At 67.3% G+C, this 25,444-nt stretch carries 23 protein-coding genes; 9 read left to right on the top strand and 14 right to left on the bottom strand.

The annotated features are described in order from the left end of the window. Positions 1–22 precede the first annotated feature (22 nt). On the top strand, positions 23–1,123 hold the full coding sequence (locus AU193_RS05925; RefSeq protein ID WP_064421430.1) for a LacI family DNA-binding transcriptional regulator: 1,101 nt from the start codon (positions 23–25) through the stop codon (positions 1,121–1,123). Here the strand turns inward: AU193_RS05925 and AU193_RS05920 are convergent. Genes AU193_RS05920 through kstR form a run of 3 tightly spaced genes read right to left on the bottom strand, consistent with a single transcriptional unit; the run spans position 1,120 to position 3,421 of the window. Next, positions 1,120–2,064, bottom strand: a complete 945-nt coding sequence (locus AU193_RS05920; protein ID WP_371259147.1) for an aminoglycoside phosphotransferase family protein — start codon at positions 2,062–2,064, stop codon at positions 1,120–1,122. The genes AU193_RS05925 and AU193_RS05920 overlap by 4 nt on opposite strands. After that, entirely contained in the window at positions 2,061–2,813 is a 753-nt protein-coding gene (gene otsB, locus AU193_RS05915; RefSeq protein WP_064421429.1) for a trehalose-phosphatase, read from the bottom strand. Before otsB ends, AU193_RS05920 begins: the two co-directional genes overlap by 4 nt. Positions 2,814–2,815: 2 nt before the next feature. Beyond that, positions 2,816–3,421, bottom strand: a complete 606-nt coding sequence (kstR, locus tag AU193_RS05910; RefSeq protein WP_172798223.1) for a cholesterol catabolism transcriptional regulator KstR — start codon at positions 3,419–3,421, stop codon at positions 2,816–2,818. 272 nt (positions 3,422–3,693) lie between these two features. Here kstR and AU193_RS05905 point away from each other — a divergent pair, with 272 nt between their 5' ends. Beyond that, positions 3,694–5,838: an acyl-CoA dehydrogenase gene (locus AU193_RS05905; RefSeq protein WP_064421427.1), complete on the top strand. Its 2,145-nt coding sequence runs from the start codon at positions 3,694–3,696 to the stop codon at positions 5,836–5,838. A gap of 49 nt (positions 5,839–5,887) precedes the next feature. Here AU193_RS05905 and AU193_RS05900 read toward each other — a convergent pair whose 3' ends face one another. Together AU193_RS05900 and AU193_RS05895 are read right to left on the bottom strand one after the other, a co-directional pair. After that, entirely contained in the window at positions 5,888–6,430 is a 543-nt protein-coding gene (locus tag AU193_RS05900; RefSeq protein WP_172798222.1) for a hypothetical protein, read from the bottom strand. A gap of 39 nt (positions 6,431–6,469) precedes the next feature. Next, the gene (locus AU193_RS05895; RefSeq protein ID WP_064421485.1) at positions 6,470–7,537 is read right to left on the bottom strand and encodes a ferredoxin--NADP reductase; all 1,068 of its coding nucleotides are present in this window, start codon (positions 7,535–7,537) and stop codon (positions 6,470–6,472) included. Positions 7,538–7,770: 233 nt separating this feature from the next. Here AU193_RS05895 and hsaA point away from each other — a divergent pair, with 233 nt between their 5' ends. From hsaA to hsaB, 4 genes are read left to right on the top strand one after another with little or no spacing between them, the layout of a single operon-like run. Beyond that, positions 7,771–8,955 (top strand): 3-hydroxy-9,10-secoandrosta-1,3,5(10)-triene-9,17-dione monooxygenase oxygenase subunit, encoded by a 1,185-nt coding sequence (gene hsaA, locus AU193_RS05890; protein ID WP_064421426.1) that lies wholly within the window; start codon positions 7,771–7,773, stop codon positions 8,953–8,955. A gap of 12 nt (positions 8,956–8,967) precedes the next feature. Beyond that, positions 8,968–9,879: a 4,5:9,10-diseco-3-hydroxy-5,9,17-trioxoandrosta-1(10),2-diene-4-oate hydrolase gene (gene hsaD, locus AU193_RS05885; protein ID WP_064421425.1), complete on the top strand. Its 912-nt coding sequence runs from the start codon at positions 8,968–8,970 to the stop codon at positions 9,877–9,879. Then, positions 9,876–10,775: an iron-dependent extradiol dioxygenase HsaC gene (hsaC, locus tag AU193_RS05880; protein ID WP_064421424.1), complete on the top strand. Its 900-nt coding sequence runs from the start codon at positions 9,876–9,878 to the stop codon at positions 10,773–10,775. Before hsaD ends, hsaC begins: the two co-directional genes overlap by 4 nt. 19 nt (positions 10,776–10,794) lie before the next feature. Then, on the top strand, positions 10,795–11,361 hold the full coding sequence (hsaB, locus tag AU193_RS05875; RefSeq protein ID WP_064421423.1) for a 3-hydroxy-9,10-secoandrosta-1,3,5(10)-triene-9,17-dione monooxygenase reductase subunit: 567 nt from the start codon (positions 10,795–10,797) through the stop codon (positions 11,359–11,361). 2 nt (positions 11,362–11,363) lie between these two features. Here hsaB and AU193_RS05870 read toward each other — a convergent pair whose 3' ends face one another. Together AU193_RS05870 and AU193_RS05865 are read right to left on the bottom strand one after the other, a co-directional pair. Beyond that, on the bottom strand, positions 11,364–12,131 hold the full coding sequence (locus tag AU193_RS05870) for an alpha/beta fold hydrolase (RefSeq protein ID WP_064421422.1): 768 nt from the start codon (positions 12,129–12,131) through the stop codon (positions 11,364–11,366). A gap of 10 nt (positions 12,132–12,141) precedes the next feature. Continuing rightward, positions 12,142–13,098: a LysR family transcriptional regulator gene (locus AU193_RS05865; protein WP_064421421.1), complete on the bottom strand. Its 957-nt coding sequence runs from the start codon at positions 13,096–13,098 to the stop codon at positions 12,142–12,144. A gap of 70 nt (positions 13,099–13,168) precedes the next feature. Here AU193_RS05865 and AU193_RS05860 point away from each other — a divergent pair, with 70 nt between their 5' ends. The 3 genes from AU193_RS05860 to AU193_RS05850 are packed head-to-tail and all read left to right on the top strand — an operon-like array spanning position 13,169 to position 17,159. Continuing rightward, positions 13,169–14,524 carry an MFS transporter gene (locus AU193_RS05860; RefSeq protein WP_064421420.1) on the top strand — a complete coding sequence of 452 codons (1,356 nt, stop codon included), beginning with the start codon at positions 13,169–13,171 and terminating at the stop codon, positions 14,522–14,524. Then, positions 14,521–15,267 carry a 3-hydroxybutyrate dehydrogenase gene (locus tag AU193_RS05855; protein ID WP_064421419.1) on the top strand — a complete coding sequence of 249 codons (747 nt, stop codon included), beginning with the start codon at positions 14,521–14,523 and terminating at the stop codon, positions 15,265–15,267. Before AU193_RS05860 ends, AU193_RS05855 begins: the two co-directional genes overlap by 4 nt. Further along, complete coding sequence (locus AU193_RS05850; RefSeq protein ID WP_064421484.1) at positions 15,264–17,159, top strand: acetoacetate--CoA ligase; 1,896 nt, start codon at positions 15,264–15,266, stop codon at positions 17,157–17,159. The genes AU193_RS05855 and AU193_RS05850 overlap by 4 nt, the downstream gene beginning before the upstream one ends. On the opposite strand, the gene AU193_RS05845 is transcribed toward AU193_RS05850, so the two are convergent. Genes AU193_RS05845 through fadD3 form a run of 7 tightly spaced genes read right to left on the bottom strand, consistent with a single transcriptional unit; the run spans position 17,140 to position 25,415 of the window. Next, complete coding sequence (locus tag AU193_RS05845; RefSeq protein WP_064421418.1) at positions 17,140–18,420, bottom strand: DUF222 domain-containing protein; 1,281 nt, start codon at positions 18,418–18,420, stop codon at positions 17,140–17,142. The genes AU193_RS05850 and AU193_RS05845 overlap by 20 nt on opposite strands. Positions 18,421–18,466: 46 nt before the next feature. Beyond that, entirely contained in the window at positions 18,467–19,633 is a 1,167-nt protein-coding gene (locus AU193_RS05840; RefSeq protein ID WP_064421417.1) for an MFS transporter, read from the bottom strand. A 13-nt stretch (positions 19,634–19,646) separates the two neighbouring features. Beyond that, entirely contained in the window at positions 19,647–20,759 is a 1,113-nt protein-coding gene (locus AU193_RS05835) for a pyridoxal phosphate-dependent aminotransferase (RefSeq protein ID WP_172798229.1), read from the bottom strand. A 52-nt stretch (positions 20,760–20,811) separates the two neighbouring features. Further along, positions 20,812–21,753 carry an acyl-CoA dehydrogenase family protein gene (locus AU193_RS05830; RefSeq protein WP_064421415.1) on the bottom strand — a complete coding sequence of 314 codons (942 nt, stop codon included), beginning with the start codon at positions 21,751–21,753 and terminating at the stop codon, positions 20,812–20,814. After that, positions 21,750–22,706: an acyl-CoA dehydrogenase family protein gene (locus tag AU193_RS05825; RefSeq protein WP_064421414.1), complete on the bottom strand. Its 957-nt coding sequence runs from the start codon at positions 22,704–22,706 to the stop codon at positions 21,750–21,752. The genes AU193_RS05830 and AU193_RS05825 overlap by 4 nt, the downstream gene beginning before the upstream one ends. A gap of 4 nt (positions 22,707–22,710) precedes the next feature. Next, positions 22,711–23,835 (bottom strand): acyl-CoA dehydrogenase family protein, encoded by a 1,125-nt coding sequence (locus AU193_RS05820; RefSeq protein ID WP_064421413.1) that lies wholly within the window; start codon positions 23,833–23,835, stop codon positions 22,711–22,713. Continuing rightward, positions 23,835–25,415 carry a 3-((3aS,4S,7aS)-7a-methyl-1,5-dioxo-octahydro-1H-inden-4-yl)propanoate--CoA ligase FadD3 gene (fadD3, locus tag AU193_RS05815; protein WP_064421412.1) on the bottom strand — a complete coding sequence of 527 codons (1,581 nt, stop codon included), beginning with the start codon at positions 25,413–25,415 and terminating at the stop codon, positions 23,835–23,837. Before fadD3 ends, AU193_RS05820 begins: the two co-directional genes overlap by 1 nt. Between the last annotated feature and the right edge of the window lie 29 nt (positions 25,416–25,444).

The raw sequence follows: 25,444 nt of genomic DNA, 5'->3' as shown, positions 1-25,444 counted from the left end.
TGGTCGGCTACCCTCACAGAGCATGCCGAGGAGTCCCACGCCCCGACGGCGTGCCACGCTGGCCTCTCTGGCGGCCGAACTGAAGGTCTCCCGCACCACGATCTCCAACGCCTACAACCGGCCTGACCAGTTGTCGGCCGAACTCCGCGAGCGGGTGCTGGCCACCGCGAAGCGGCTGGGCTACCCGGGCCCCGACCCGGTGGCGCGCTCGCTGCGGACCCGCAAGGCCGGTGCCGTCGGCCTCATGATCACCGAACCGCTCAACTACTCGTTCAGCGATCCGGCCGCACTGGACTTCGTCGCCGGCCTGGCCGAGTCGTGTGAAGAGGCCGGGCAGGGACTGCTGCTCGTGGCGATCGGGCCCAACCGCAGCATCAGCGACGGCACGGCGGCGATCCTGGCTGCCGGGGTGGATGGGTTCGCCGTCTACTCGGCCTCCGACGACGACCCGTATCTGGCGACCGTTCAACAGCGGCACCTTCCGGTGGTGGTGATCGATCAGCCCAAGGACGTGCCGGGTGCCTCGCGGGTGTGCATCGACGACCGGAACGCGATGCGCCGCCTCGCCGAACACGTTGTGCGGCTGGGTCATCGGGAGATCGGCCTGTTGACGATGAGGTTGGACCGGGTCCGCCCGGCGGGGGGTACCGGACCCACGGTGGCCGATCCGGAACGGCTGCAGACGCCGAACTTTCACGTGCAGCGCGAGCGCATCGCAGGGGTGCGTGATGCGATGAACGCAGCGGGGCTCGACCCGGAAACGCTGACCGTGGTGGAGAGCTACGAGCACCTGCCCACGTCGGGCGGAGAGGCCGCGGAGGTGGCGCTGGCCGCCAACCCTCGGCTGACAGCGTTGATGTGCACCGCGGACGTCCTGGCACTCTCGGCGATGGATTCTCTACGGGCCCGGGGCATTTACGTTCCCGGCCAGATGACGGTCACCGGATTCGACGGAGTGCCGGAGGCGCTTCGGCGGGGCCTGACCACCGTCGCGCAACCCAGCATGGAGAAGGGCCGCCGGGCTGGACGACTGCTGCACCACCCGCCACGATCGGGTCTGCCGGTCGTGGAGGTGCTCGACACCGAGGTGGTCCGGGGCCGCACGGCGGGGCCGCCCGCTTAGATCCGGGTGACCGGTGCGCGGGCCCGCCACTGATCCAGCATGGGCGCAACACTTTCGGCGAGCATCGGCAGCTCGGGGGCCATCGCCAGCGCCGCGATCATCGCGAGCAGACCGGCCGCCTCGGTGATCCGCAGGACACGTTCATCGGTCGGCCGCAGCCCCATGTCCACGGCCGCCGCGTCGTAGGCGGCGACGGCGGCGGGGCCCACCAGCGTGAGGTCGGATTCGACCGCGCCCAATGTGACGATTTCGAAGTCCGACCACAGCTCCCCGTCCGGTGTGGTGATCATGTTGTGGTACGGCGCGTCACCGTGGATGGGTTGCACGTCGACACCGGGAAAGGCGGATTCGAACGCCGTGCGTGACGTCAGAACCGGGGCGATGACATCCCATTCACGTTGCGCCCGTTCGAGATCCGGTGCCGAGATGAGCCCGGGCAGTTCCCGTAACGCCGCCAGCCCCTCCGGTATGTAAGTGGCGAACGGCACCCAGAAATCCAGATTTCCGTCGTAGTCGCGCAGCGCGGCGTGGAGCTGCGCGGTCTGCTCCATGCGCCGGTCCATGTCCGGGGCCTCGTCAGGGATCTGTTCGACGAATTGCCAGAACGTCATCGAGAACCCATCGCGCCGAACGGGTTCGGTGGGTACCAGCGGACTCGGTGCGACCACGGGATGGCCGCGATCGGCGAGCCACGTGGTCACGGCGAGTTCCGCGCGCTGCTGTCTGGTCTGCACGTCCGGGTTGACGGTGTACGACGGCGGCAGGACCGTAGGCACTCGTACGACGACCGGTTCGGGATGAAGGTGGACGATCACCGAGAACACGTCGTAGAGCACGCGCGGTTCGTCAGCGCGCAAGCCGAAATCGGCTCCCGTCGCGGCCGCCGCGGCCACTGCCCGAACCGTCCGGTCGGCGATCTCGGCATCGGTCAACATCGTCATCCCGACCGCGAGCGGCGCGCATCGAGCAGGTGATTCAACGCTGCGGCAACGTCTTCCGGCGATTCCACTCGATAGCCGGCCAACGTCTCGCCCGGCCCCACCTTCACACCGACATCGTCGCCGCGCAGCCGGCGAAACGCCCTCTCATCGGTGACGTCATCGCCGAAGAACACCACGACGGTTGCGTTCTCCTGCTTTCGGAGGACGTCGATCGCCTCGCCCTTGTCCGTCTGGATCACCGCGAACTCCAGCACTTCTTTGCCCTCGGTCAGCTGGGCAGCCCAGTTCGTCGACGCCTCGCGGGCCGCGGAGAGCGCGGCCGCGCCGTCGTCCTTCGAGGCGTTGCGCACGTGCAGGGCGACGCTGGCCGGTTTGGTCTCTACGGTGACACCCGGCTTCCCTGAGGCGATCTCGCGCAGCTCCGAGGTGATGCGTTGCAGGAGAACGGCGTCGACCTCGTGCGTGAAGCCGGTATTGAACTCGGCGCCGTGGCTACCGACGAGATGCACCGCCTGCGGCATCCCCGACAACTCGCGCAGCACGTCGAGTGCGCGGCCGGAGATCAGCGCGGAAGCCGTGTCCGGGAGCTCGGCGAGCGCGACCAAGGCGTCTGCGGCGTCGGCGACTGGGCGCGCGTCGGCCGGGTCACTCACGATCGGCGCGAGCGTGCCGTCGAAATCGGAGGTGATCAGCAGCCGTGGTGCCGCAGCGGCCGAGGTGAGCGCGCGCTGCAGATCGGCGGGAAGCACGCCTAGATCTTAGGATGCTCTCCGTCGCCGATCAGCAGCCGCACCGCCAGGTCCAGACGCTTGCTGACGTCGGTTGCCGATGCCCGCCTGGTCAGCCAGGCGAGCAGGTTGGACAGCCAGACGTCGGAGATGACGCGCGCGATGTGGTACTGGTCCTCGGTCGGTTCACCGTCGCTCATCGCACGGGCGAACATCGAGTCCATCAGCTTGCCGACGTGGTCGACCTCACCGGCGGCCGACGCGTCGGCGAACACGAATGCCCGCGTCATCGCCTCGGTCAACAGCGGATTGCGCTGCATCGCGCGGTTGAGCTTGCCGACCATGATGTTCAACCGCTGGTATGGCGTGCCACCGGACAGGGACGCGCGGTCGGTCTTGGCGTCGATGCGCTCGAACTCGCGTCCCAGCGCGGAGACCAGCAGATGCACTTTGGACGGGAAGTACCGGTACAGGGTGCCGACCGCGACGTCGGCCCGTTCGGCGACGGCTCGCATCTGGACGGCTTCGTAGCCGCCCTTGGAGGCGATGGCCAGCGTGGCGTCCAGGATGCGCTTGCGCCGCTCGCGCTGGGCTTCCGAGCCCAGCGCGGACTCGGACAGGACCGCCACGTTCGTCACCTGGCGGGGTCGGGATTCCGACCCGGAGCCTGGGCTGGCGGCTGCTGGCTGAGACGGGCCGGACATGCGGCGGCTTCTCCTTCGTTATGCGTGCTCGCTGGAAACGATACGCATGCCGATGCAGTTTTTCGCACCCCGATGTCATCGACGGCACCGACGTGTCCTGCTGTAATGGCGGTCGACTTGACGGTCGGCCGCTGGCACTATTAGAACACGTTCTAGTGGGGAGCGCCGCCTTCTCACCCAATAGCTAGGAGTGCACGGTGTCGCTCGCATCCCCGGGGACCACTGCCGACGACCAGTCAGCCGTGAGGGAGCTGGTGCGTGACTGGGCGACAGCTTCCGGCGTCATCGCCGCGGCGCGAGACGTCGAGCAGGGGCAGTCGGACGCCTGGCGCCGGCCCTACACGGGGTTGGCCGAACTCGGCATCTTCGGGGTGGCGTTACCGGAGGCGCAGGGCGGTGCCGACGGTACGGTCGACGACCTGTGCACGATGGTCGACGAGGCGGCGGCCGCGCTGGTGCCCGGTCCCGTCGCGACGACCGCACTGGCCACGCTCGTGCTCGAAGCGTCAGAGGTCCTCCAGGCCCTGGCTTCGGGTGAGCGGGTCGCCGGGGTGGCGTTGACGGCTGACGTGCGGCTGGCCGACGGCCGCGCCTCGGGCACTGCGGACTACGTGCTCGGTGCCGATCCGGCGGGTGTGCTGCTGTTGCCGGCCGGCGACGTCTTCGTCGTGGTCGACGCCGGTGCGGACGGCGTCACCGTCGAACCTCTGAAGGCCACTGACTTCTCCCGACCGCTGGCGCGCGTCGTGCTCGAGTCCGCACCCGCCGAGGCGGTCGGCGCTTCCGCCCAACGAGTGATCGACGTCGCCGCGACCGTCATGGCGGCCGAGGCCGCGGGCCTTGCCCGGTGGGCGTTACACACCGCGACCGAGTACGCGAAGGTGCGCGAGCAGTTCGGCAAGCCCATCGGCAGCTTCCAGGCCATCAAGCACATGTGCGCCGAGATGCTGCTGCGGTCCGAGCAGGCCTCGGTGGCTGCCGCCGACGCAGCACGAGCCGTCGCCGAGGGCGACGAGAAGCAATTGTCGATCGCCGCGGCGGTGGCCGCTGCCGTCGGAATCGAGGCCGCCAAGGCCAACGCCAAGGACTGCATTCAGGTGCTGGGCGGCATCGGGATCACTTGGGAGCACGACGCGCATGTGTATCTGCGCCGCGCCTACGGCGTCGCGCACTTCCTCGGCGGTGCGCAACGCTGGCTGCGCCGGGTCGCCGCGTTGACGCAACGGGGCGTGCGCCGCGATCTGCACATCGACCTCGAGTCCGTCGCCGACCTGCGACCCGAAATCGCCTCGGCCGTCGCGGAAATCGCCGCGCTGCCCGTCGAGAAGCAGCAGGCCGCGCTCGCCGATGCGGGTCTGCAGGCACCGCACTGGCCCAAGCCGTACGGCCGCGGGGCCGGGCCGGCCGAGCAGCTGCTGATCGATCAGGAGCTGGCGGCCGCGGGTGTCACGAGGCCGGATCTGGTGATCGGATGGTGGGCCGCGCCAACGATTCTCGAGCACGGCACCCCGGAGCAGATCGAACGGTTCGTACCCGCGACGCTGCGCGGCGAACTGCTGTGGTGCCAGCTGTTCTCCGAACCGGGCGCCGGATCGGACCTGGCGGCGCTGCGTACCAAGGCGGTTCGCGTGGACGGCGCGACCGCGAGCGGCGCAATCAAATCGGGTTGGAAGTTGACCGGCCAGAAGGTGTGGACCTCGGCGGCGCACAAGGCCGACTGGGGCGTATGTCTCGCGCGCACCGACCCGGATGCGCCGAAACACAAGGGCATCACGTACTTCCTCGTCGACATGAAGTCGCCGGGCATCGACATCCGTCCACTGCGCGAGATCACCGGGGACAACCTGTTCAACGAGGTGTTCCTCGACGAGGTGTTCGTGCCCGACGAGATGGTCGTCGGTCAGGTCAACGATGGGTGGCGGCTGGCCCGCACCACGCTGGCGAACGAGCGTGTCGCGATGGCGCACGGTACGGCGCTCGGTAACCCGATGGAACAGCTGCTCGAGCAGGTCGCCACGCTCGACTTCGACGTGGCCGGCCAGGACCGCTTGGGTTCGTTGATCGTGGCGGCTCAGGTCGGCTCACTGCTGGATCAGAAGATCGCCGAACTCGCTGTCGGAGGCCAGGATCCGGGTCCGCAGGCCAGTGCGCGCAAGCTGATCGGTGTGCGCTACCGGCAGGCGCTCGCCGAACTGCGGATGGAATTGTCCGAAGGCGGCGGCGTTGTCGAGAATTCGACGGTGTTCGACTTCCTCAACACGCGCTGCCTGACCATCGCCGGCGGCACCGAGCAGATCCTGCTCACCCTTGCGGGCGAACGGCTTCTCGGCCTTCCCCGCTAGGGGTCTGCTGAATCAGCCCGTCGCAGAACCCTCGCGGCAGCAGTGTGCACTAACTGAACGCGGCCTGCGCGCACGCGTCCGGCGAGGTGATGTTGACCCCGCTGTAGACCACCTGGATGTGCGAGCACACGATCAGCGGAACGTCGGTACGCGGGGCCCCGGTGCGCTGGTCGACCGGCCAGGCGATCCCGTGGAACCGGTACCTCTCGGGCGGCCCGCCGCCGAAGTAGATGGTCGTGAACTCCACGTCGGTGAGCGATTTGAACGACCGGGTGTTCGGCGCGTCGAAGGTGAAGTGGATGTACACGCCGCGATCCATGGTGCGCAGCGTCGTGGTCTGGCGGGCCCACAGATCGCCGGGGAAGCCGAGGACGTCCGGGCCGCGGCGCAGATTGGCGTTGGCGTCGAACAAGCACTTGGCCTCGGCCGCGATGCAGTTCGCGGTCGCGTGCATCTCGAGGTTGGTGGCGGGGTCGACCGGAACCGACGAGTCCGCGGCGTCGACGGCCGCGGCCGCGCTCGCCATGGGCGCCATCAGCGCCAGCAGCACCGCCGAGAACGCCGCAGCGACGCCGGACAACCGGTTGCTCACGTTGCTCCCTTCCCCGTGCGGCGAATGCTAGCCCGCGCGCTACTCGTCATAGGTGACTTCGACCGAATCCGAGCGGGGCAGGGCCTGGCAACCCAGGATCAGACCCTCGTCGAGGTCGGACTGTTCGAGCACGTCGTTGACGTCCATTTCGACCTCGCCGCTCTTCTTCAGCACCGCGCACGCGCCGCAATGGCCTTCGCGGCAGGAGAACGGCGCGTCGAGGCCCTTGTCCAACAGCACGTCGAGCAGTTTGGCGTTGCGGGGCCACCGCACCTCGTGGGTTTCGCCGTCGAGCGTGACGATCGCCGTGGCCGGGCCCTCGTCGCTGTCGTCCTCCTCGATGACCACCGCCGCGAACGGGTCCGAGTCCAGTGACTTGAACACCTCGATATGCACCCGCTCGGCGGGTATCCCGACGCCCTTGACCGCCTCCTCGGCCGCGGCCATGAACGGGCCGGGGCCGCAGATGTAGGCGTCGTGGCTCGTGTAGGGAGCGGTCAGGGCGGCCAGCGCCGCCGCGCTCGGCAGACCCTGCACCGTTTCCAGCCAGTGCACGACGACCAGCCGCTCGGGGTACTTCTCGCTCAGCTCACGAAGTGCCGAGCCGAAGATCACGGACTTCTCGTCCCGGTTGGCATAGACCAGCACGACCTTGCCGCTGCCCTCGGCCAGCGCCGACTTGCAGATCGACATCATCGGCGTGATCCCGGAACCCGCGGCCAGCAGCAGGAAGTCGGTGTCCAGGGTCTTGGGCACGAAGGTGCCCGACGGCGCGAGGACGTGGATCTTCATGCCGGGGTGCGCGTGATCGCACAGCCAGTTCGATGCGTACCCGTCGGCGGTGCGCTTGACGGTGACGGTCAGCCGGTCGTCGGTGAAGGGAGAACTGCACAGCGAGTAGCAGCGCGCCACCGAACCCGTCCGGTCGCTGGGCACGCGCAGCGTCAGGAACTGCCCCGGCGCATACCGCAACCGTTCGGCGGGGATGTCGGGATCGTCGGGGCCGGAGGGCACGCTGAACACCAGCGAGCGCGCGTCGTCGGTCTCGGTGACGACGTCGGCAAGTTCCAGCTCGAGCACGTGGCTGCCGAGCGGCTCGTCGGTCACTTTCGCGTCCACCTCTCACGTCCGGTCCTTCTCCGACCCGGGCAGTAACTAGAACAGGTTACAGAAATGCATGTGTGCAGGTCCAGGTCCCACAGGTATGCCCTACTCGACACGAATCGTAACGTGTTCTAATCTGACGGCTAAGCGGTTCGCGCTTCGCGTGAGTGCTCATCGCAGTTGTGGGCTCTTCGCGCGAGCGCTCATCGCAGTCCGTCCTATCGGGAGGCACATCAGTGACGTCCATTGAACAGCGCGACGTGCGGTCGGTCCTAGCCGGGATCGACGACCTACTGCCACTGATCGCCAAACGCGCACAGGCGACCGAAGACCTGCGCCGCCTGCCCGACGACACGGTCAACGAACTCAACGAGGTCGGCTTCTTCAAGCTGCTCCAGCCCGAGCAGTGGGGCGGGCTGCAGTGCGACCCGACGCTCTTCTACGAGGGGGTGCGCCGGCTGGCCAGCGCCTGCGGCTCGACCGGTTGGGTCGGCTCGATCATCGGCGTCCACAACTGGCACCTCGCGCTGTTCGATCAGAAGGCGCAGGAAGAGGTGTGGGGTGACGACCCGGCCGTGCGGATCTCCTCGTCGTATGCCCCGATGGGCGCGGGCACCGTCGTCGACGGCGGCTACATCGTCAACGGCTCGTGGAACTGGTCGTCCGGATGTGATCACGCCACATGGACTTTCGTCGGCGGACCGGTGATCAAGGACGGCAAGCCGGTGGACTTCGGCAGCTTCCTGATCCCGCGCTCCGAATACGAGATCGACGACGTATGGCATGTGGTCGGCCTCAAGGGAACCGGGAGCAACACGCTCAAGGTCAAGGACGTGTTCGTGCCGCGGCACCGCTTCCTGTCCTACAAGGCGATGAACGACCGTACCGCGGGCGGGCTCGAGACAAACACCGCGCCGGTCTACAAAATGCCTTGGGGCACAGTGCATCCCACCACCATCTCCGCTCCGATCGTCGGTATGGCGTACGGCGCGTACGACGCGCACGTCGAGCACCAGGGCAAGCGTGTGCGCGCGGCGTTCGCGGGAGAGAAGGCCAAGGACGATCCGTTCGCGAAGATTCGCATCGCCGAGGCCGCCAGCGACATCGATGCGGCGTGGCGCCAGCTGATCGGCAATGTCGGCGAGGAGTACGCGTTGCTGAAAGCGGGCGAGGAGATCCCGTTCGAGCTGCGCGCCCGCGCCCGCCGTGACCAGGTCCGCGCGACCGGCCGCGCGATCGCCTCGATCGACCGCCTCTTCGAGGCATCCGGCGCCACCGCTTTGAGCAACGACGCGCCGGTACAACGGTTCTGGCGGGACGCCCACGCCGGCCGCGTACATGCCGCCAACGATCCCGAACGCGCCTACCTGATCTTCGGCAACAACGAGTTCGGGCTGCCGCCGCAGGACACGATGGTTTGACGGGAAGGCCAGATGACCTCATACATCCAGGAAACCGAGCAGCAGGTCGAGGTCACCTTCGAATCGACGTCTCGGTACGCGCAGGTTCGCGCTGGTGAACGAGACATGCGGCTGCACTACCACGAAGCCGGCGTCGGCCACTCGGAGACGGTTGTGTTGCTGCACGGCGGCGGACCCGGCGCGTCGAGCTGGTCGAACTTCTCCAAGAACATCGCGGTGCTCGCCAGGCACTTTCACGTCATCGCCGTCGACCAGCCCGGTTACGGCCACTCCGACAAGCACACCGAGCACGAGCAGTACAACCGCTACAGCGCGAACGCGCTGCTCGGGCTGTTCGACCATCTCGGCGTCGAACGCGCTGCGCTGGTGGGCAACTCGCTCGGCGGCGGGACCGCGGTGCGGTTCGCGCTCGACAATCCCAAGCGGGCCGGCCGGCTGGTGCTGATGGGGCCCGGCGGGCTCTCGGTGAATCTGTTCGCGCCCGACCCCACCGAGGGTGTCAAGCTCCTGGCCAAGTTCACCGCCGAGCCCACGCGCGAGAACCTGGAGAAGTTCCTGCGCATCATGGTCTTCGACCAGAACCTGGTCACGCCCGAGCTGATCGACGAGCGCTTCGAGATCGCCAGCCAGCCCGAGTCGCTGGCGGCGGCCAAGGCGATGGGAATGTCGTTCGCGGGCGCGGACTTCGAGCTCGGGATGATGTGGCGCGAGGTGTACAAGCTGCGTCAGCCGGTACTGCTGATCTGGGGTCGCGAGGATCGCGTGAATCCGCTCGACGGTGCGCTGGTGGCGCTCAAACAGATTCCGCGAGTGCAGCTGCATGTTTTCGGGCAGTGCGGACACTGGGCCCAGCTGGAGAAGTTCGACGAGTTCAACAAGCTCACGATCGATTTCCTCAAACCTTCCCGGGAGGGCGCGCGATGAGTATCAAATCGCTTGGCTACCTTCGGATCGAGGCAACCGACGTCGCGGCCTGGCGCGAGTACGGCCTGAAGGTGCTCGGGATGGTCGAGGGTTCCGGCCAGACCGAGGGCGCGCTCTATCTCCGGATGGACGAGTTCCCCGCCCGCCTGGTGATCGTGCCCGGTGAGCACGATCGTCTGCTGCAGTCCGGTTGGGAGACCGCCAACGCCGCGCAGCTGCAGGACATCCGGAACCGTCTCGACATCCAAGGTGTGCCCTACAAGGAGGCCTCGGCCGCCGAGTTGGCCGAACGCCGGGTCGACGAGATGATCCGGTTCGACGACCCGTCCGGTAACACGCTCGAGGTCTTCCACGGCGTCGCGCTCGAGCACCGTCGCGTGGTCAGCCCGTACGGCCACAGGTTCGTCACCGAGCAGCAGGGTCTGGGCCACGTCGTGCTGACCACTCGTGACGACGCCGAAACGCTGCACTTCTACCGGGACGTGCTGGGGTTCTACCTGCGTGACTCGATGCGGTTGCCGCCCCAGCTGGTCGGACGGCCCGCCGACGGCGCGCCCGCGTGGCTGCGCTTCCTCGGTTGCAACCCGCGCCACCACAGCCTGGCGTTCATGCCCGGTGAGACGCCGAGCGGCATCGTGCACCTCATGGTCGAGGTCGAGAACTCGGACGACGTCGGGCTCTGCCTGGACCGTGCATTGCGCCGCAAGGTGCCGATGTCGGCGACGTTGGGGCGACACGTCAATGACAAGATGCTGTCGTTCTACATGAAGACGCCGGGCGGCTTCGACGTCGAATTCGGTTGTGAGGGTCTGCAAGTCGACGACGAAGACTGGGTTGCGCGGGAAAGCACCGCGGTCAGCCTGTGGGGCCACGACTTCAGCGTCGGCTTCAAGTGACGGGCAAGACCACTCGATAATGGCGGCCGAACCGATCGATCCGCGCACATTCCGCAGCGTGCTCGGCCAGTTCTGCACGGGTATCACGGTGATCACCACGGTCCACGACGGCGTGCCGGTCGGGTTCGCATGCCAGTCGTTCGCCGCGCTCAGCCTGGATCCACCGCTGGTGCTGTTCTGCCCGACGAAGGTGTCGCGGTCATGGCAGGCGATCGAGGCCAGCGGCCATTTCTGCGTGAACGTGTTGCACGAGAAGCAGAAGGACGTCTCGGCGCGGTTCGGCTCGAAGGAACCCGACAAGTTCGCCGGAATCGACTGGTATCGGTCGAAACTCGGTTCACCGGTCATCGAAGGCACTCTCGCGCACATCGACTGTTCGGTGCATTCGGTGCACGACGGAGGCGACCACTACGTCGTGTTCGGCGCTGTGCATTCGCTGTCGGATGTGCCGCACAAGAAGCCGCGGCCGTTGTTGTTCTACCGCGGGCAGTACACCGGCATCGAGCCGGACAAGAACACGCCCGCCCAATGGCGCGACGACCTCGAGGCGTTCCTCACCGCGACCACCGACGACACCTGGCTGTAGCGCTACAACAACTCGTCGATGAAGCCGACGATCGCGGCCGCGACCTCCCGGTGCACAGCCTCATTGAGGACGTCGTGACGAGCGCCCTCGAACTCGGCGAGGCGCAGAGCGTCGATCTGCTCGGCGTAGGCCCGCACCGCCCCGGCCTGGGCGATTGGGTCATTCGAACCATGCACGGCCAGGGTGGGAACCGACAACTTCGGCAACATCGCGCCGAACCGATCCCACGCCCTGTCGAGTTCCCGTGTCAGTGCCGCACCGTCGGCGTCGACGAACGCCAACGGATCGGTCTCCAACAGGTCGAGGTAGAACGGGTCGCTGGACAGCCAGCACGGGTCGAGGGCGAGGGTGGTGTCGCTGTCCAGCATCGCCGGTATCGGCACCAACGGAGCACCGGAGACGACGCCGCCGGAATAACGGCCGGCCTGGTCGAGCAGCCGGAACAGCGTCACGATCGAGCCGAACGAATGCCCTTGTGCGATCAGCGGTATGTCGGGCGTGGCGCTTTCGGCGAGCGAGATCAGGGCGTCGGCAAGCGAGGAGCTGTCCTCGATCGATCCGAAGTCCCCACGGGTGCCCGGGCTGAGCCCGTGGCCGAACTGGTCGACCGCCCATAGATCGAAACCCGCTGCGTTGAGCGCGAAGCCGTAGCGGTGGTACAGGCCGGTGTGCTCGCCGAAGCCGTGCAAAAAGATCACCACCGCGCGTGGCCGCGCCGAGGCCCAGTGGCGGTAGTAGGCCCGGCCCTTCGGGTGGTCGATGAACGGCATACTGACGACGTTAACCCCTGCCCAGCAACACGTCGTGCTGGTCGCGCACTCGATCGCGAATCGCGTCGACGACGGCCGCCACCTCCGGCCGCCGCAGTGTTTCACCGCGGGTGACGAGCCAGTACGTCAGCCGCACCGACACCTCGGTGCGCAGGACCCGCACCAGATCGGCGTGGCGGTCGGCCATGAAGCAGGGCAGCAGCCCGAGGCCCGCGGCGGCGCGGGTCGCCTCCACATGGACGAAAACGTTCGTGGAGGTGACGGATTCGCGCATCGTCGGCGCGAAGTTCGTCGCCGCATCGAGGTCGTCGACCTGCAACATCGAGTCGATGAAGTAGACGAGCGGATAGCGGTTCAGGTCGGCAACGTTGGTCGGCGTACCGTGCTCGGTCAGGTAGTCACGGGAACCATATAGGCCGAGGCAGTAGTCACCGAGCCTGATCGCCCTGGCCCGATGCACCCGGGGTTCGCCGACGACGACCTCGATGTCCAGCCCGGACCTCTGCTGGGTCGCACGCTTGGTGGCGGCGACGATTTCGACGGCCACATTCGGATGCCGGCGTTGAACGCGCGCGGCGGCAGGTGCGGCGATGTATGCGGAGAAACCATCCGTGGCGGAGATTCGGACGACGCCCTCCAGCGCGCGCTCGCCGGCCGGGTCGACGGCAAGGGAGCGGACGGCCGACTCGATGACCTCCGCCGCGGAAAGCGCGTCGCGGCCGAGGTCGGTCAGCTCCCATCCGCTCGCGCCGCGGGCCAGCACCCGTCCCCCCACCGACTCCTCGAGAGCGGCGATACGCCTGGAGATCGTGGTGTGGTTGAGGCCCAACTCCTCCGCGGCGGCGTTGTAGCGCCCGGATCGGCCGACCGCCAGCAGCACCAGAAGGTCGTCGGCGCTCGGTCGCCGCCGACCGGACGACTGGGTCATGTGTGCATTTTTGCAGATACAACCTGCACCTTTCGCCATTGCCCCACGACCTATCTGCGTGAATACTCACAGGCGACTTGTCTGCGATCACAACCCGAAGGAGCGTGCGATGGCTGTCACCAACGCCGACAACGGCGCCCCCACCGGACTCAAACGGGTCGTGGTCGCCTCGATGGCAGGAACCGTCGTCGAGTGGTATGAGTTCTTCCTCTACGCCACAGCTGCCACCCTGGTTTTCAACAAGGTGTTCTTCGCGGAGGGCACCAGTGAGGCCAGCGGCCTCATCGCCGCGCTCCTGACCTACGCGGTCGGATTCGTTGCCCGGCCGCTGGGCGGCATCGTCTTCGGTCACTTCGGTGACAAGTACGGGCGCAAGAAGCTGCTGCAATTCGCGATCCTGCTCGTCGGCGCCGTCACCTTCCTCATGGGGTGCCTGCCGACCTATGCGCAGATCGGCGTATGGGCGCCGATGCTGCTGGTCGTTCTGCGGTTCATGCAGGGCTTCGCGGTCGGAGGCGAATGGGGTGGGGCCGTCCTGCTCGTCGCCGAGCACAGCCCCAACGACAGGCGCGGGTTCTGGGCCAGCTGGCCGCAAGCCGCGGTGCCGGTGGGCAATATGCTCGCCACCGTCGTCTTGCTGGTGCTGACCGCCGTGCTGCCGGAGACGGCGTTCCTGTCCTGGGGATGGCGGGTCGCGTTCTGGCTGTCCGCGGTGGTGGTGCTGATCGGGTACTACATCCGGACCAAGGTCTCCGATGCTCCGATCTTCGTGGCCGCGCAGGAAGAGGTCGAGCGCGTCAAGGCCGTTTCCTACGGCGTGGTCGAGGTGCTGAAGCGTTATCCCCGTGGAGTATTCACCGCGATGGGCCTGCGGTTCGCCGAGAACATCATGTACTACCTGGTGGTCACCTTCTCGATCGTCTACCTCAAGACGCACGTCGGTGCGGACACCAGTGACATCCTATGGTGGTTGCTGGTCGCGCACGCCGTGCACTTCGTGGTGATACCGCAAGTGGGGCGGTTGTCTGATCGATTCGGTAGGCGGCCGGTGTACATCGTCGGGGCGATCCTCGGAGGCACCTGGGGCTTCTTCGCGTTTCCGATGATGAACAGCGGTTCCTACGGGCTGATCATGGCCGCCATCATCCTCGGGCTCGTCATCCACGCATTGATGTACTCACCGCAGCCCGCGATCATGGCCGAGATGTTCCCGACTCGCATGCGGTATTCCGGTGTCTCCCTTGGCTATCAGGTGACATCCATCATCGCCGGATCGCTCGCGCCGGCCATCGCCACCTGGCTGCTCGACAAGTACGACTCGGCGGTGCCGATCGCGCTCTATCTCGCGGGCGCCTCGCTGATCACCCTGGTGGCCGCGTTGTTCAACCGGGAGACCAAGGGCCTCGATCTCGCCACGCTCGACGCGGCCGACCGCGAGCAACTCGCCAAGGCGGGTGTCGTATGAGCGATCTCGACGGGCGCACCGCGCTGGTCACCGGCGGGGCGAGCGGGATCGGCGCGGCTTGCGCGCGTGCCCTGGCCGAGCATGGGGCGACGGTCACCGTCGCAGATCTCGACGAGGCCGGCGCCACGGAAGTCGCCGACGAGATCGGTGGAACCCCCTGGGCAGTGGACCTTTCCGATGTATCGGCGCTCGAGGACCTGCGGTTGCAGACAGATGTCCTGGTCAACAACGCCGGTGTGCAGCATGTCAGCCCGATCCACGAGTTTCCGCCCGAGCGCTTCCGGTTCATCCTCGCGTTGATGCTCGAAGCACCGTTCCTGCTGATCCGTGCGGCGCTGCCGCACATGTACGAGCAGAAGTTCGGGCGCGTCATCAACATCTCCTCGGTGCACGGTCTGCGCGCCTCGGAGTACAAAAGTGGCTACGTCACCGCCAAGCACGGTCTGGAGGGACTGTCGAAGGTGACCGCTCTGGAGGGCGGCCCGCTCGGGGTCACGAGCAACTGCGTCGACCCCGGTTATGTGCGAACCCCACTGGTGACCAAGCAGATCGCCGATCAGGCCCGCACCCACGGCATCGACGAGGACAAGGTGATCGCCGACATTCTGTTGAAGGAGAGCGCGATCAAGCGACTCGTCGAACCGGAAGAAGTCGCCTCCCTGGTCACCTGGCTTGCCTCACCGACTGCGGCGATCGTGACCGGAGCGTCGTACACGATGGACGGCGGATGGAGCGCCCGATGAGCAGTCCGCAGTGGACACCCACCCAGGCCGATGTCTCCGGAGCGCGTGTCACCGATTTCGCACAGTTCGTGCGGCGCCGCACCGGCCTGGACCACCCCGACTACCAGTCGCTGTGGCGGTGGTCGATCGACGATCCGGATGGGTTCTGGGCCGCGCTGTGGGACTACTTCGACCTCGGGGATCGCCCCGAGAAGGTGCTCGCGTCCGAGGAAATGCCTGGGGCACAGTGGTTTCCGGGTGTGCAGGTCAACTATGTCGACCAGGTGATTCGCAACGCCCGGTCCGACCGGCCCGCCATGCTGTACCTGCGCGAGGGTGGCGATCCCGTCGACGTGTCGTGGGCCGAATTGTTGGGACGTACGGCGGCATTCGCACAGACGCTGCGGGACCTCGGCGTGCGCGCCGGAGACCGCGTCGTGGGATACCTGCCCAACATCCCCGAGGCCGTGATCGCATTCCTCGCAACGGCCAGCATCGGCGCGATCTGGAGCGCATGCGGCCAGGACTATTCGGCCAAGGCCGCGCTCGACCGGCTCGGCCAGCTCGAACCGACCGTGCTGGTCACCACCGACGGCTATACCTACGGCGGAAAGTTCCACGACAGGAGCACCGAAATCACCGCGCTGCAGAAGGGATTACCGACACTGCGCGCGACGGTGATGGCGCCCGACCTCGTGGGCAGCAGTAGCGCAGAGCTGACCACGACACCGGTCGACTTCGCCCACCCGCTGTGGATCCTGTTCTCTTCGGGCACCACCGGCCTGCCCAAGGGCATCGTGCACGGGCACGGCGGTGTTCTGGTCGAACATCTGAAAGCCGTGAGCCTGCAGTCCGACATCGGGCCGGACGACACGTTCTTCTGGTACACCAGCCCCAGCTGGATGATGTGGAACTTCCAGGTCGCCGGCCTGCTGGTCGGTTCGACCATCGTCTGCTACGACGGCAGCCCCAATGCACCGCGCCCGGATGCACTGTGGGGCATCGCCGCGCGTGTCAAGGCGACTGTGCTGGGCACCAGCCCGGGCTATGTGCTCGGCTGCGCGAAAGCCGGTGTGGTGCCCCATAAGGAGCATGACCTGTCGGCGTTGCGCACGGTCGGCATCACCGGCTCGTCGCTACCCCCGTCGTCGTCACTGTGGTTGCGCGACAACGTCGGTGAGCATGTCCAGGTGTCCTCGATCAGCGGCGGCACCGACGTGGTCTCCGCCTTCGTCGGCGGGGTGCGCACGGTCCCGGTGTGGCCGGGCGAGCTGTCGGCGCCGTATCTCGGCTGCGCGCTGGACTCGTGGGACGAATCCGGCAAACCGGTGCGTGACGAGGTCGGCGAGCTGGTGGTGACCAAGCCGATGCCGTCGATGCCGGTCGGGTTTTGGAACGATCCCGACGGGTCGCGGTACCGCGCAGCGTATTTCGAGATGTTTCCCGGTGTGTGGCGACATGGGGACTGGATCACGATCACCGATCACGGCAGCGTCATCGTGCACGGCCGGTCCGACTCGACCTTGAACCGGCACGGCATCCGGATGGGCAGCGCCGACATCTACCAGGCGGTCGAACGGCTGCCCGAGGTGGCCGAAGCCCTGATCGTCGGCGTCGACGAACCCGACGGTGGATACTGGATGCCGCTGTTCGTGGTCCTCGTCGACGGCGCCGAACTGACCGACGAGCTGCGCGACCGCATCAGAAGCACCGTCCGCGAGGAAGTCTCGCCGCGGCATGTGCCCGACGAGATCATCGCCGCGCCAGGTGTCCCGCACACCCGCACCGGCAAGAAGCTCGAGGTGCCGATCAAGAAGCTGTTCCAGGGTGCCGACGCCGCTAAAGTGGTGGAGCGCAGCGCCGTCGATGATCCAGACCTCTTGGACTGGTACGTCACGCAGCGTCGAAGGTGACCAAATCGACGCTGAGCCGGCCTTCGATCATGCTGACGGATCGCACAGGTGGACCGGGCAGCGGCGGTGCGGTGGATCGGTAGGTTGCCCCCGTGGGCGTCGTGAACTCGGCGCTGTGTACGCCGTCGCGTTCACTGGTCGTAACCGACCAGCCAGGCGCCTCCTTGGCGTAGTTGCAGGCCTCGCATTCGCCGAGCCCGTTCAACGCACTCGTAGGCCCGGCTCGGTGCCGCGGCATCGCGTGGTCGCGGTGGCGTATCCGCGCGTTGCAGTAGGGAGTGCGGCACGTCTGGTCCCGAATTCCGATGAATGCCGCCAAACCCTTCGGAAAGGCGCGGGCTTGGGATTCCATCGCGACGAGATGACCGCTACGCGGATGGCGGTACAGACGCCGCAGCATCGCCTTGGCTGCGGCGTCGGTGGCGGCATCACCGGTGAGCGCTCTCGCGATCGAACTCGGCAGCGGACCGTATCCGTCGAGCCACGCGGGTGAATCGTCGTCACCCATCAGCGTTGTATCGGCCATCACCAGGTTCAGCGTCACCGGCACGGGCTGCTGGGCCGGACACCCGGTGACCCGTTCCACCAAAGTGTCCGCCATCACCTGGCCGCGAGACCTGTCATCGAACGTGGTGTCGGCGGCGCGCTTCAACGCCGCATAGACGCTGACACCCTGCGCGACGGGTAGCAGGGCGCTAACCCACGTGATCGTGTCCGGCGCTGGACGGATGGTGACGCACCGATCGGCGGCGGCTCTGGCGCTGCGATCAACGACCGCGGCGACGTCGAGCGCACATGCGACCCTCTTGGCTTCAGCGGCGATCCGCTTGTCACCCCACCCTTCGAGCCGCGTGGTGTCGCGGCACATCTCGGCGTCCAGACGGCGGCGATGCTCGACGCTCAAGCAGGCGGACTCGCGCACGATCAGGGTGGCGCGCCATTCCGAGAGCACGCCGGACGCCAAAGCCGCAAGAGTGTAAGGCATTTCGTCGACCAGAGCCGTTGCGAAGCCCAGGTGACGGCCACCCTGCACCGGTGCATCGTGTCGTGCCAGTGCGACCTCGGTCGCCAGGCCGCGGCCCCGACGGTTCGCAGGCACACCCGCGGCCTCCTCGGTGGCGTGGCGCTTCGCCTTCCACAACGCGGTCGCGCGCGCTTGTGCCGCGGCTGCACACGACTTCAACCGCTCGAATCGCTCGACCGCGTCGCGCAGGTCGGCCTCCGAGGCGTCCGGGTCGACATCGAACAGACTTTCGAACATGCTCCGGACGCTACCCACTGGCACCGACAAGTAACCGCGTGCCAGGTCAAGGCGACCTCGTGCGTCCGCGGCCCCGCTCAACTCCGGCTAGGGCCGTCCCAGCCGTGGTGATGATTATCGCCAGAGCAACGAAACCGAGTGGTACGGAAGAAGCCGCCGCGACCGCCGCAACGATGAGGGGACCCGCCGCGTCACCGCCCTCCCGGCCGATCTCCGCGGCGCCCATCGTCTGGCCGAGGCGCTCAGCGGGCGTCGTCTGGGCCAGCATCGTGAAGGCCAGTGGTGTGATGACACCGCAGCCCGCACCGATGACAACTGCCGCACACAGCAGTCCCGCGAGGCCGGGCAGTACCGCGGCTGCCAAACCGGCAGGGGTGAGGACGAATCCAGCGGCGATGCCGGTCCTGAAGGTCGTCCTTCCTGCGTCGAGCAAGCGACCGACGATGGGCTGCACGACAGCGGTGGTCATTGCGAGCACGGAGACGATGGCGCCCGTCGCGACCGGGCTGAGTCCGGCCTGGGTAGCCAGAACCGGTAGGAATCCCACGCCTGCCGAGAGGGCCGCCGTCGCCGCTGCGAGCGCGACAGTCGGTGTGACGAAGGAGGATTCGGAGAATCTACGCAAGGTGTCGAGCAACGTCTGGCGTCGCCTCGGCTGCGGTCTGACGGCGGGCACCGCGACAGTGGCCCACAGTGCCACCCCGCCGGCGAGTACAGCCAACACCGCGAAAAGCGTTTGTAACCCACCGATTGTCACGATCAGCCCACCGAGCAGCGGGCCCAGCGTGTAGCCGACCGACTTGTAGGAACCGTACGTGCCGAACGCACGGCCGTGCGAGCCCGCCGGAGTCAGCAGTGCGACCAGCGCGGATGCTGCGGGCGAGAACGCTGCAGCGCCGATGCCTTGGCCGGACCGGGCCACCCACAGCCACGCGGGGTCGTCGGCCACCACGTACGTCATCGACGCCGCGGCAAAGATGACCAGTCCCGCGATGAGCACGGTGCGGGCGCCGATGCGGTCGGCCAGCGTTCCGAACACCGGCTTCAGCACCACCTCCGCCCCGTCGTAGATGGCCAGCAGCGCACCGAGCGCCAGCAGTGAGGCGGCGGTGCCGGTGGTGGTCGTGCCGAGCATGCCGGCCACAGCGTGCGCCCCGAAGGCGGTGGTGAAGCCGGCCGCCAACAACGGCGCGCGCTGAGCGGCGCCGCTCATGACGCGCGCAACGTCAGTCCAGCCACGCGCCGATCCGGTGTAACGCCTCTTCGATGTCCGACGACGGCCCCGCGAACGACAACCGGACGAAGGATCCGCCCTGGGTGGGGTCGAAGTCGATGCCGGGTGCGATCGCAACTCCGGTGTCGGCGAGCAGCTTCGAACAGAACGACAGTGAATCAGAGGTCAGATGCGACACGTCGGCGTACACGTAGAACGCCCCGTCGGTCGGGGCCAGGCGATCGATGCCGACGTCACGCAGCCCGTCGAGCAGCAGGCGCCGATTGGCGGCGTAGTGGTGCAGCAGTGCATCCGACTCGGAGATCGACTCCGCGGTGAATGCCGCGATCGCGGCATATTGAGGCAGCGTCGGTGGGCAGATCGTGAAGTTTCCGGTCAGGCGGTCGACCGCGCGCCGCAGTTCCTGCGGCACCAACAGCCACCCGAGCCGCCAACCCGTCATCGCAAAGTACTTCGAAAAGCTGTTCACCACAACCGAATCCCGCGAAGTCACCCAGGCGCAGCTGACGGCGGGCGCACCCTCGTACACCAACCCGTGATAGACCTCGTCGCTGATCAATCGCACACCGCGCGACGCACACCACGACGCGATCCCGGACAGTTCGTCCGGCGGAATCACCGTGCCGGTCGGGTTGGCGGGGCTCGCCACGATCACGCCGTCGACGGGCGGATCGAGCTTCTCGAGCATCTGAACCGTCGGCTGGAAGCGCGTCTCTGGGCCACACGGCACCTCGACGACCTCACACCCCAGCGCGGAGAGGATGTTGCGGTAACAGGGGTAGCCCGGGCTCGCGATCGCCACCCGCTCACCGACGTCGAAACAGGCGAGAAACGCCAACAGGAAGCCACCCGACGAACCGGTGGTGATCACCACGTCATCGGGATCCACCCGCAACCCATGCCGATCCAGGTACGAACCCGCAATCGCGGCACGCAGTTCCGGAATCCCCAGCGCGACCGTGTAACCCAGGACATCGGTCTCCAGCGCCTTCTTGGCAGCCGCCCGAACGGCCGCCGGGGCACCCGCGCTCGGCTGGCCCGCAGACAGGTTGACCAGGTCGCCGTGGCTGCGCTGCCGCTCGGCGGCGGCCAGCCACACGTCCATGACGTAGAACGGGGGAATCCCGGACCGCAGCGATGCGCTCACGGCGTCAACGCTAGAACACTTCGGATTCGAGCCGGCGCAGGTACTCGCGCGGAGGCCCGAGCAGCTGTGCGCTGCCGTGCGCACGCTTGAAATACAGCTGGATGTCGTGCTCCCAGGTGATCGCGATGCCGCCGTGCATCTGGACGGCCTCCGCGGCCACCTTCGTGAAGGCTTCGCTGGCCGTGAACCGGGCCAGGGCCGCCGAAGTCGGTGACGGCGCGGAGATCGCCTCGTCGACGACCGCGCGCGCGGACTGCACCGCGACATAAAGATCGGCCATCCGGTGCTTGAGCGCCTGGAAACTGCCGATGGGCCTGCCGAATTGCACCCGTTCCTTGGTGTATTGCACCGTGAGATCGAGGCAACGCGACGCGGCACCGATCTGCTCGGCGGCCAGCAACAGCGCCGCCGTGTCGGAGAGCCCCGGGTCCGCTCCGATGTCGACCGTCTGCGACGCCTCGACGCGGGCCAACCGGCGCGTCAAGTCCATCGCGTCCAGCGGGGTCGCGGTGAAGTCGGTCCACCGAGTCAATCGGTCGCCGTCGGCCCCGAGCACCACGTCGGCAATGTCGCCGTTGACCACATAGCCGGGGTCGAAGACCACCGCGCCGACCTGGGTGCCCGCGGCCAGACCCTCGAGCACCTCGGTGTCCGGCTCGTCTGCGGCCAGCAACGCCACCTCGGCGAGAGTGGTGCCCAACAGCGGGGTCGGCACCAGCGCCTTGCCCAGCTCCTCGAGCACGACGGCCGCGTCGGCGAGTTCACCACCCGCGCCGCCCAGCTCCTCGGGCACCAGCAGCGCCGCAGCCCCGACCTGCTCGCACAGCAGCGTCCACAGCGATTCGTCGTACCCGCGTTCGGATTCCATCGCCTCGCGAACCGCGGCGGGCGATGCGTGCTTGTCCACCAGCGCAGCGACGGTCTCGCGAAGCAGTTGGCGTTCTTCACTCATGCGAGGGCCTCCAGTACCCGCCGACGATGGACGGCGGGATCTCCCCATGCCGACCGCAGCGCCTGCACCCGCAGCAACCACAGGGACAGGTCATGCTCCTGGGTGAATCCGATCGCGCCATGCGTCTGCAGCGCCGAGCGCGCTGCCAGCAGCGCCGCGTCGCTGGCCGCGGCTTTGGCGGCGCTGATATCGCGCGCCGTGTCGGCGGACCCGTCGGCCAACGACAAGGCCGCGCCGTACACCAGCGGCCGGGCCAGCTCAACCGCAATGTGCACATCGGCGAGCTTGTGCTTGATCGCCTGGTAGGTGCCGATGACCTTGCCGAACTGGCTGCGCTGCTTGGCGTATTCGACGGACATGTCCAGCATCGCCTGGCCGGCGCCCACCAGCTGGGCCGCCGTCGCCAGCACACCGAACTCATAGGCGCGCGCCACATCGGCAGGCCTGCCTTCTTCGGAAGCGTTGACGTCAAACAGCTTCCGGCTCGGGTCGACCGATTCGTGCTGCGCAACTGCGGCGCCCTCACGTACTCGACCATCCTCGGCCAGCAGAATCAGGCCCGCGGTTTCGGCGTCGACGGCCCTCGGTACCTGCGGCGGCAGCGCGACCGTCGCGATCACCTCACCGGAGGCCAAGGCGGCACAGCGCTCGTCATCGGCAAGCAGGATCGGCGCGACCGCAATGGATTCAGCGACCGGGCCGGGCACGCACCACCGGCCGAGCCGCTCGGCGGCGACCGCCAGATCGACCGGATGAGCGTCGATGCCGTCGTACTTCTCCGGCACAAGGAGTGCCGTGACACCCAGATCGGTCAGTTGTGCCCACACCTTGCGGCCAGGCGCGGTATCACCGGCGGCCCAGGCCCGGACCGCGCCCGGCAGGTCGGCGGCACCGAGCGCGGCATCGATGCTTGCCGCGAAATCGCGTTGCTGCGCGTCCAATTCGAAGTTCATGTGACTACTTCCGCGGCAGGCCCAGCAGGCGCTCGGCGATGATGTTGCGCTGAATCTCGTTGGTACCCGCATAGATCGGGCCGCCAAGGGAGAACAGCAATCCTTCGGTCCAGGTGTCGGCGAGCTCGGCGTCGGGACCCCGCATATCCAGAGCGGTCTGATGGATGGCGACGTCGAGGTCGGACCAGAACACCTTGGTCACACTCGATTCAGCACCGAGTTCACCGCCCGCGGCCACCCGGGTCACCGTGCCGAACGTGTGCAGCCGGTAGGCTTGGGCCTTGATCCAGGCGTCGGCCACCCGGTCGGTGTACGCCGGATCCGGATTCTCTTTCCATTGCGCCACAAGCCGTTCAGCGGGGGCCAGGAAGCGGGCCGGACTCCGCAGCGACATGCCGCGCTCATTGCTCGAGGTGCTCATCGCTGCGCGCCAGCCCTCGTGTACGTCGCCGATGACGTCGTTGTCGGGCACGAACACGTCGTCGAGGAAGATCTCGCCGAAGCCGGTGTCACCGCCCAGTTGCGCGATGGGCCGGACGGTGACGCCGTCGGCCTTGAGGTCGAACATGAAATACGTGAGGCCACGATGACGTTCGGCTCCGGGGTCGGAGCGGAACAGCCCGAACGCGCGTTCCCCGAACGGTGCGCGCGAACTCCAGATCTTCTGACCGTTGAGCAACCAGCCGCCGTCGGTCTGAGTGGCCGTCGACCGCAGCGACGCCAGGTCGCTGCCGGACTCGGGTTCGGACCAGGCCTGGGCCCAGATCTCCTCGCCGCTGGCCATTTTCGGCAGAACACGGTCGAGTTGCTCCTCGGTGCCGTGCGCGAACAGAGTCGGCGCCAACATCGACGTGCCGTTCGCGCTGGCGCGGCCGGGCGCGCCGGCACGGAAGTATTCCTCCTCGTACACCACCCACTGCAGCAGGCTGGCGTCGCGGCCGCCGTACTTCTCCGGCCAGGTGATCACCGACAGCCCAGCGTCGAAGAGCACCCGGTCCCACCGCCGGTGCTGCTCGAAACCCTCGGCGGTGTCGTAGGACTTGGTCGGGAACTTGTCGGTGTTCTCGGCCAAGAACTCGCGCACCTCGGCCCGGAACTCGAGTGTGGCGTCGTCGAAACTCAGGTCCATCAGGAAGATCCAGCCCTCTCACGCAGCAGCGGTTTGACTACCTTGCCCCCCGGATTCCGCGGCAGAGCATCGAGAAACTCCACCGAGCGGGGAGTCTTGAAGTTCGCCAGATGCTGCCGGCTGTAGGCGATTACGGTCTCTTCGTCGAGTTCGGCCCCGGGTTTGAGCACGATGTAGGCCTTGCCGACCTCGCCGAGCCGTTCGTCGGGCACGCCGATCACCGCGGATTCCGCCACGCCGTCCAGTCGCGCCAGCACCTGCTCGATCTCGGCCGGATACACGTTGAACCCGCCGCAGATGTACATGTCCTTGAGGCGGTCGGTGATGCGCAGGTTGCCGTTCTCGTCGACGGTGCCGACGTCGCCGGTGTGCAGCCAGCCATCGGAGTCGATGGCCGCCGCGGTGGCGTCCGGGTCGTCGAGGTAGCCCAACATGACGTTCGGCCCACGCAGCAGCACCTCGCCGGTGCCCGAATCTTCACCGCTCAGCCCCGCTCCGTCGATGCGCAGTTCGAAATCCGCGATCGGCCGTCCGGACGTGGTGGCCACGGTGACGGCGTCGTCGTCGGGACGGCACATCGTGCCGAAGCCGCTCGCCTCGGTGAGTCCGTACGCGGTCAGCACGATGTCGATGTCCAATTCGGTCTGCATCCGCTCGATCAGCACGACGGGGATGGTCGCCGCGCCGGTGACGGCGAACCGAAGCGAGGTCAGGTCGTAGTCGGTGCGCTTGGGATGGTCGAGCAACGTCTGGTAGATCGTCGGCGGTCCGGGCAGCACCGTGATCCGTTGCTCCTGAACGGCTTTCATCGTCTTCTCGGGATCGAACGTCAGCTGAGGAATGAGCGTGGCGCCGGTCTGCAGACAGGCCAGGATTCCCGCCTTGTATCCGAAGTTGTGGAAGAACGGGTTGATGCACAGATAACGGTCTTCCCTCGACAACCGGCCGCACTCGGCCCATGCCGCGGGAGCGTCGAGCGACTGCCGATGCGCGCACAGCACGCCCTTGCTGCGCCCGGTGGTGCCCGAGGTGAACAGGATGTCGGACACGTCGTCTGGTCGAACCGCGTCGGCGCGGGCGTCCACGGCGTCCACATCGGTGCCGTGGGCGATGAACTGGTCCCAGGTGCCGTCGTCCTGCTCGATCGGCACCCGGATCACGTGACGCAGCTGTGGGAGGGCGTCGCGCTGGAGCGAGGCAGCCTTGTCGGCGCCGAGGAACTCACCCGATGCGAACAGCAACGGGGCGCCGGTGCGGGAGAGGATGTCGGTGGCCTCGCTGGCCGTGTAGCGGGTGTTGAGAGGTACGACGACGCCGCCCGCGTAGTGGGTGGCCAGGCATGCGACCACCCAGTGCCAGGTGTTCGGCGACCAGATCGCGACGCGGTCACCCGCCGCGATTCCCAGTTCGATCATCGCTGCGGCGGCCCTGCGGACTTCGTCGCGCAGTTCGGCGAATGTAAACGTGCGAGCCTCTGTGACCAGCGCGTCGTGGTCGGAAAGCCGGTCGGCGATCCGGTCCAGGACCCTGGGGATGGTGCGCCGATCGTCCCCTGGCCGTTGGCCGTCGCCCCAGTTCATCGCTGCTCCTCTAACAAAGCAAGTGCTTG

This window comes from Mycobacterium sp. GA-1285 (assembly GCF_001499905.1).
Taxonomy (GTDB): Bacteria; Actinomycetota; Actinomycetes; order Mycobacteriales; family Mycobacteriaceae; genus Mycobacterium.
This window is presented reverse-complemented; position numbering and strand designations above follow the sequence as displayed.

What these genes read in the sequence shown, in the direction of transcription:
- AU193_RS05925 (WP_064421430.1), top strand. Translation starts at nt 23, where the DNA reads ATGCCGAGGAGTCCCACGCCCCGACGGCGTGCCACGCTGGCCTCTCTG.
- AU193_RS05920 (WP_371259147.1), bottom strand. Translation starts at nt 2,064, where the DNA reads ATGACGATGTTGACCGATGCCGAGATCGCCGACCGGACGGTTCGGGCA.
- hsaD (WP_064421425.1), top strand. Translation starts at nt 8,968, where the DNA reads ATGACCTCATACATCCAGGAAACCGAGCAGCAGGTCGAGGTCACCTTC.
- hsaC (WP_064421424.1), top strand. Translation starts at nt 9,876, where the DNA reads ATGAGTATCAAATCGCTTGGCTACCTTCGGATCGAGGCAACCGACGTC.
- hsaB (WP_064421423.1), top strand. Translation starts at nt 10,795, where the DNA reads ATGGCGGCCGAACCGATCGATCCGCGCACATTCCGCAGCGTGCTCGGC.
- AU193_RS05870 (WP_064421422.1), bottom strand. Translation starts at nt 12,131, where the DNA reads ATGCCGTTCATCGACCACCCGAAGGGCCGGGCCTACTACCGCCACTGG.
- AU193_RS05865 (WP_064421421.1), bottom strand. Translation starts at nt 13,098, where the DNA reads ATGGCGAAAGGTGCAGGTTGTATCTGCAAAAATGCACACATGACCCAG.
- AU193_RS05860 (WP_064421420.1), top strand. Translation starts at nt 13,169, where the DNA reads ATGGCTGTCACCAACGCCGACAACGGCGCCCCCACCGGACTCAAACGG.
- AU193_RS05855 (WP_064421419.1), top strand. Translation starts at nt 14,521, where the DNA reads ATGAGCGATCTCGACGGGCGCACCGCGCTGGTCACCGGCGGGGCGAGC.
- AU193_RS05850 (WP_064421484.1), top strand. Translation starts at nt 15,264, where the DNA reads ATGAGCAGTCCGCAGTGGACACCCACCCAGGCCGATGTCTCCGGAGCG.
- AU193_RS05845 (WP_064421418.1), bottom strand. Translation starts at nt 18,420, where the DNA reads ATGTTCGAAAGTCTGTTCGATGTCGACCCGGACGCCTCGGAGGCCGAC.
- AU193_RS05840 (WP_064421417.1), bottom strand. Translation starts at nt 19,633, where the DNA reads ATGAGCGGCGCCGCTCAGCGCGCGCCGTTGTTGGCGGCCGGCTTCACC.
- AU193_RS05835 (WP_172798229.1), bottom strand. Translation starts at nt 20,759, where the DNA reads ATGGACGTGTGGCTGGCCGCCGCCGAGCGGCAGCGCAGCCACGGCGAC.
- AU193_RS05830 (WP_064421415.1), bottom strand. Translation starts at nt 21,753, where the DNA reads ATGAGTGAAGAACGCCAACTGCTTCGCGAGACCGTCGCTGCGCTGGTG.
- AU193_RS05825 (WP_064421414.1), bottom strand. Translation starts at nt 22,706, where the DNA reads ATGAACTTCGAATTGGACGCGCAGCAACGCGATTTCGCGGCAAGCATC.
- AU193_RS05820 (WP_064421413.1), bottom strand. Translation starts at nt 23,835, where the DNA reads ATGGACCTGAGTTTCGACGACGCCACACTCGAGTTCCGGGCCGAGGTG.
- fadD3 (WP_064421412.1), bottom strand. Translation starts at nt 25,415, where the DNA reads ATGAACTGGGGCGACGGCCAACGGCCAGGGGACGATCGGCGCACCATC.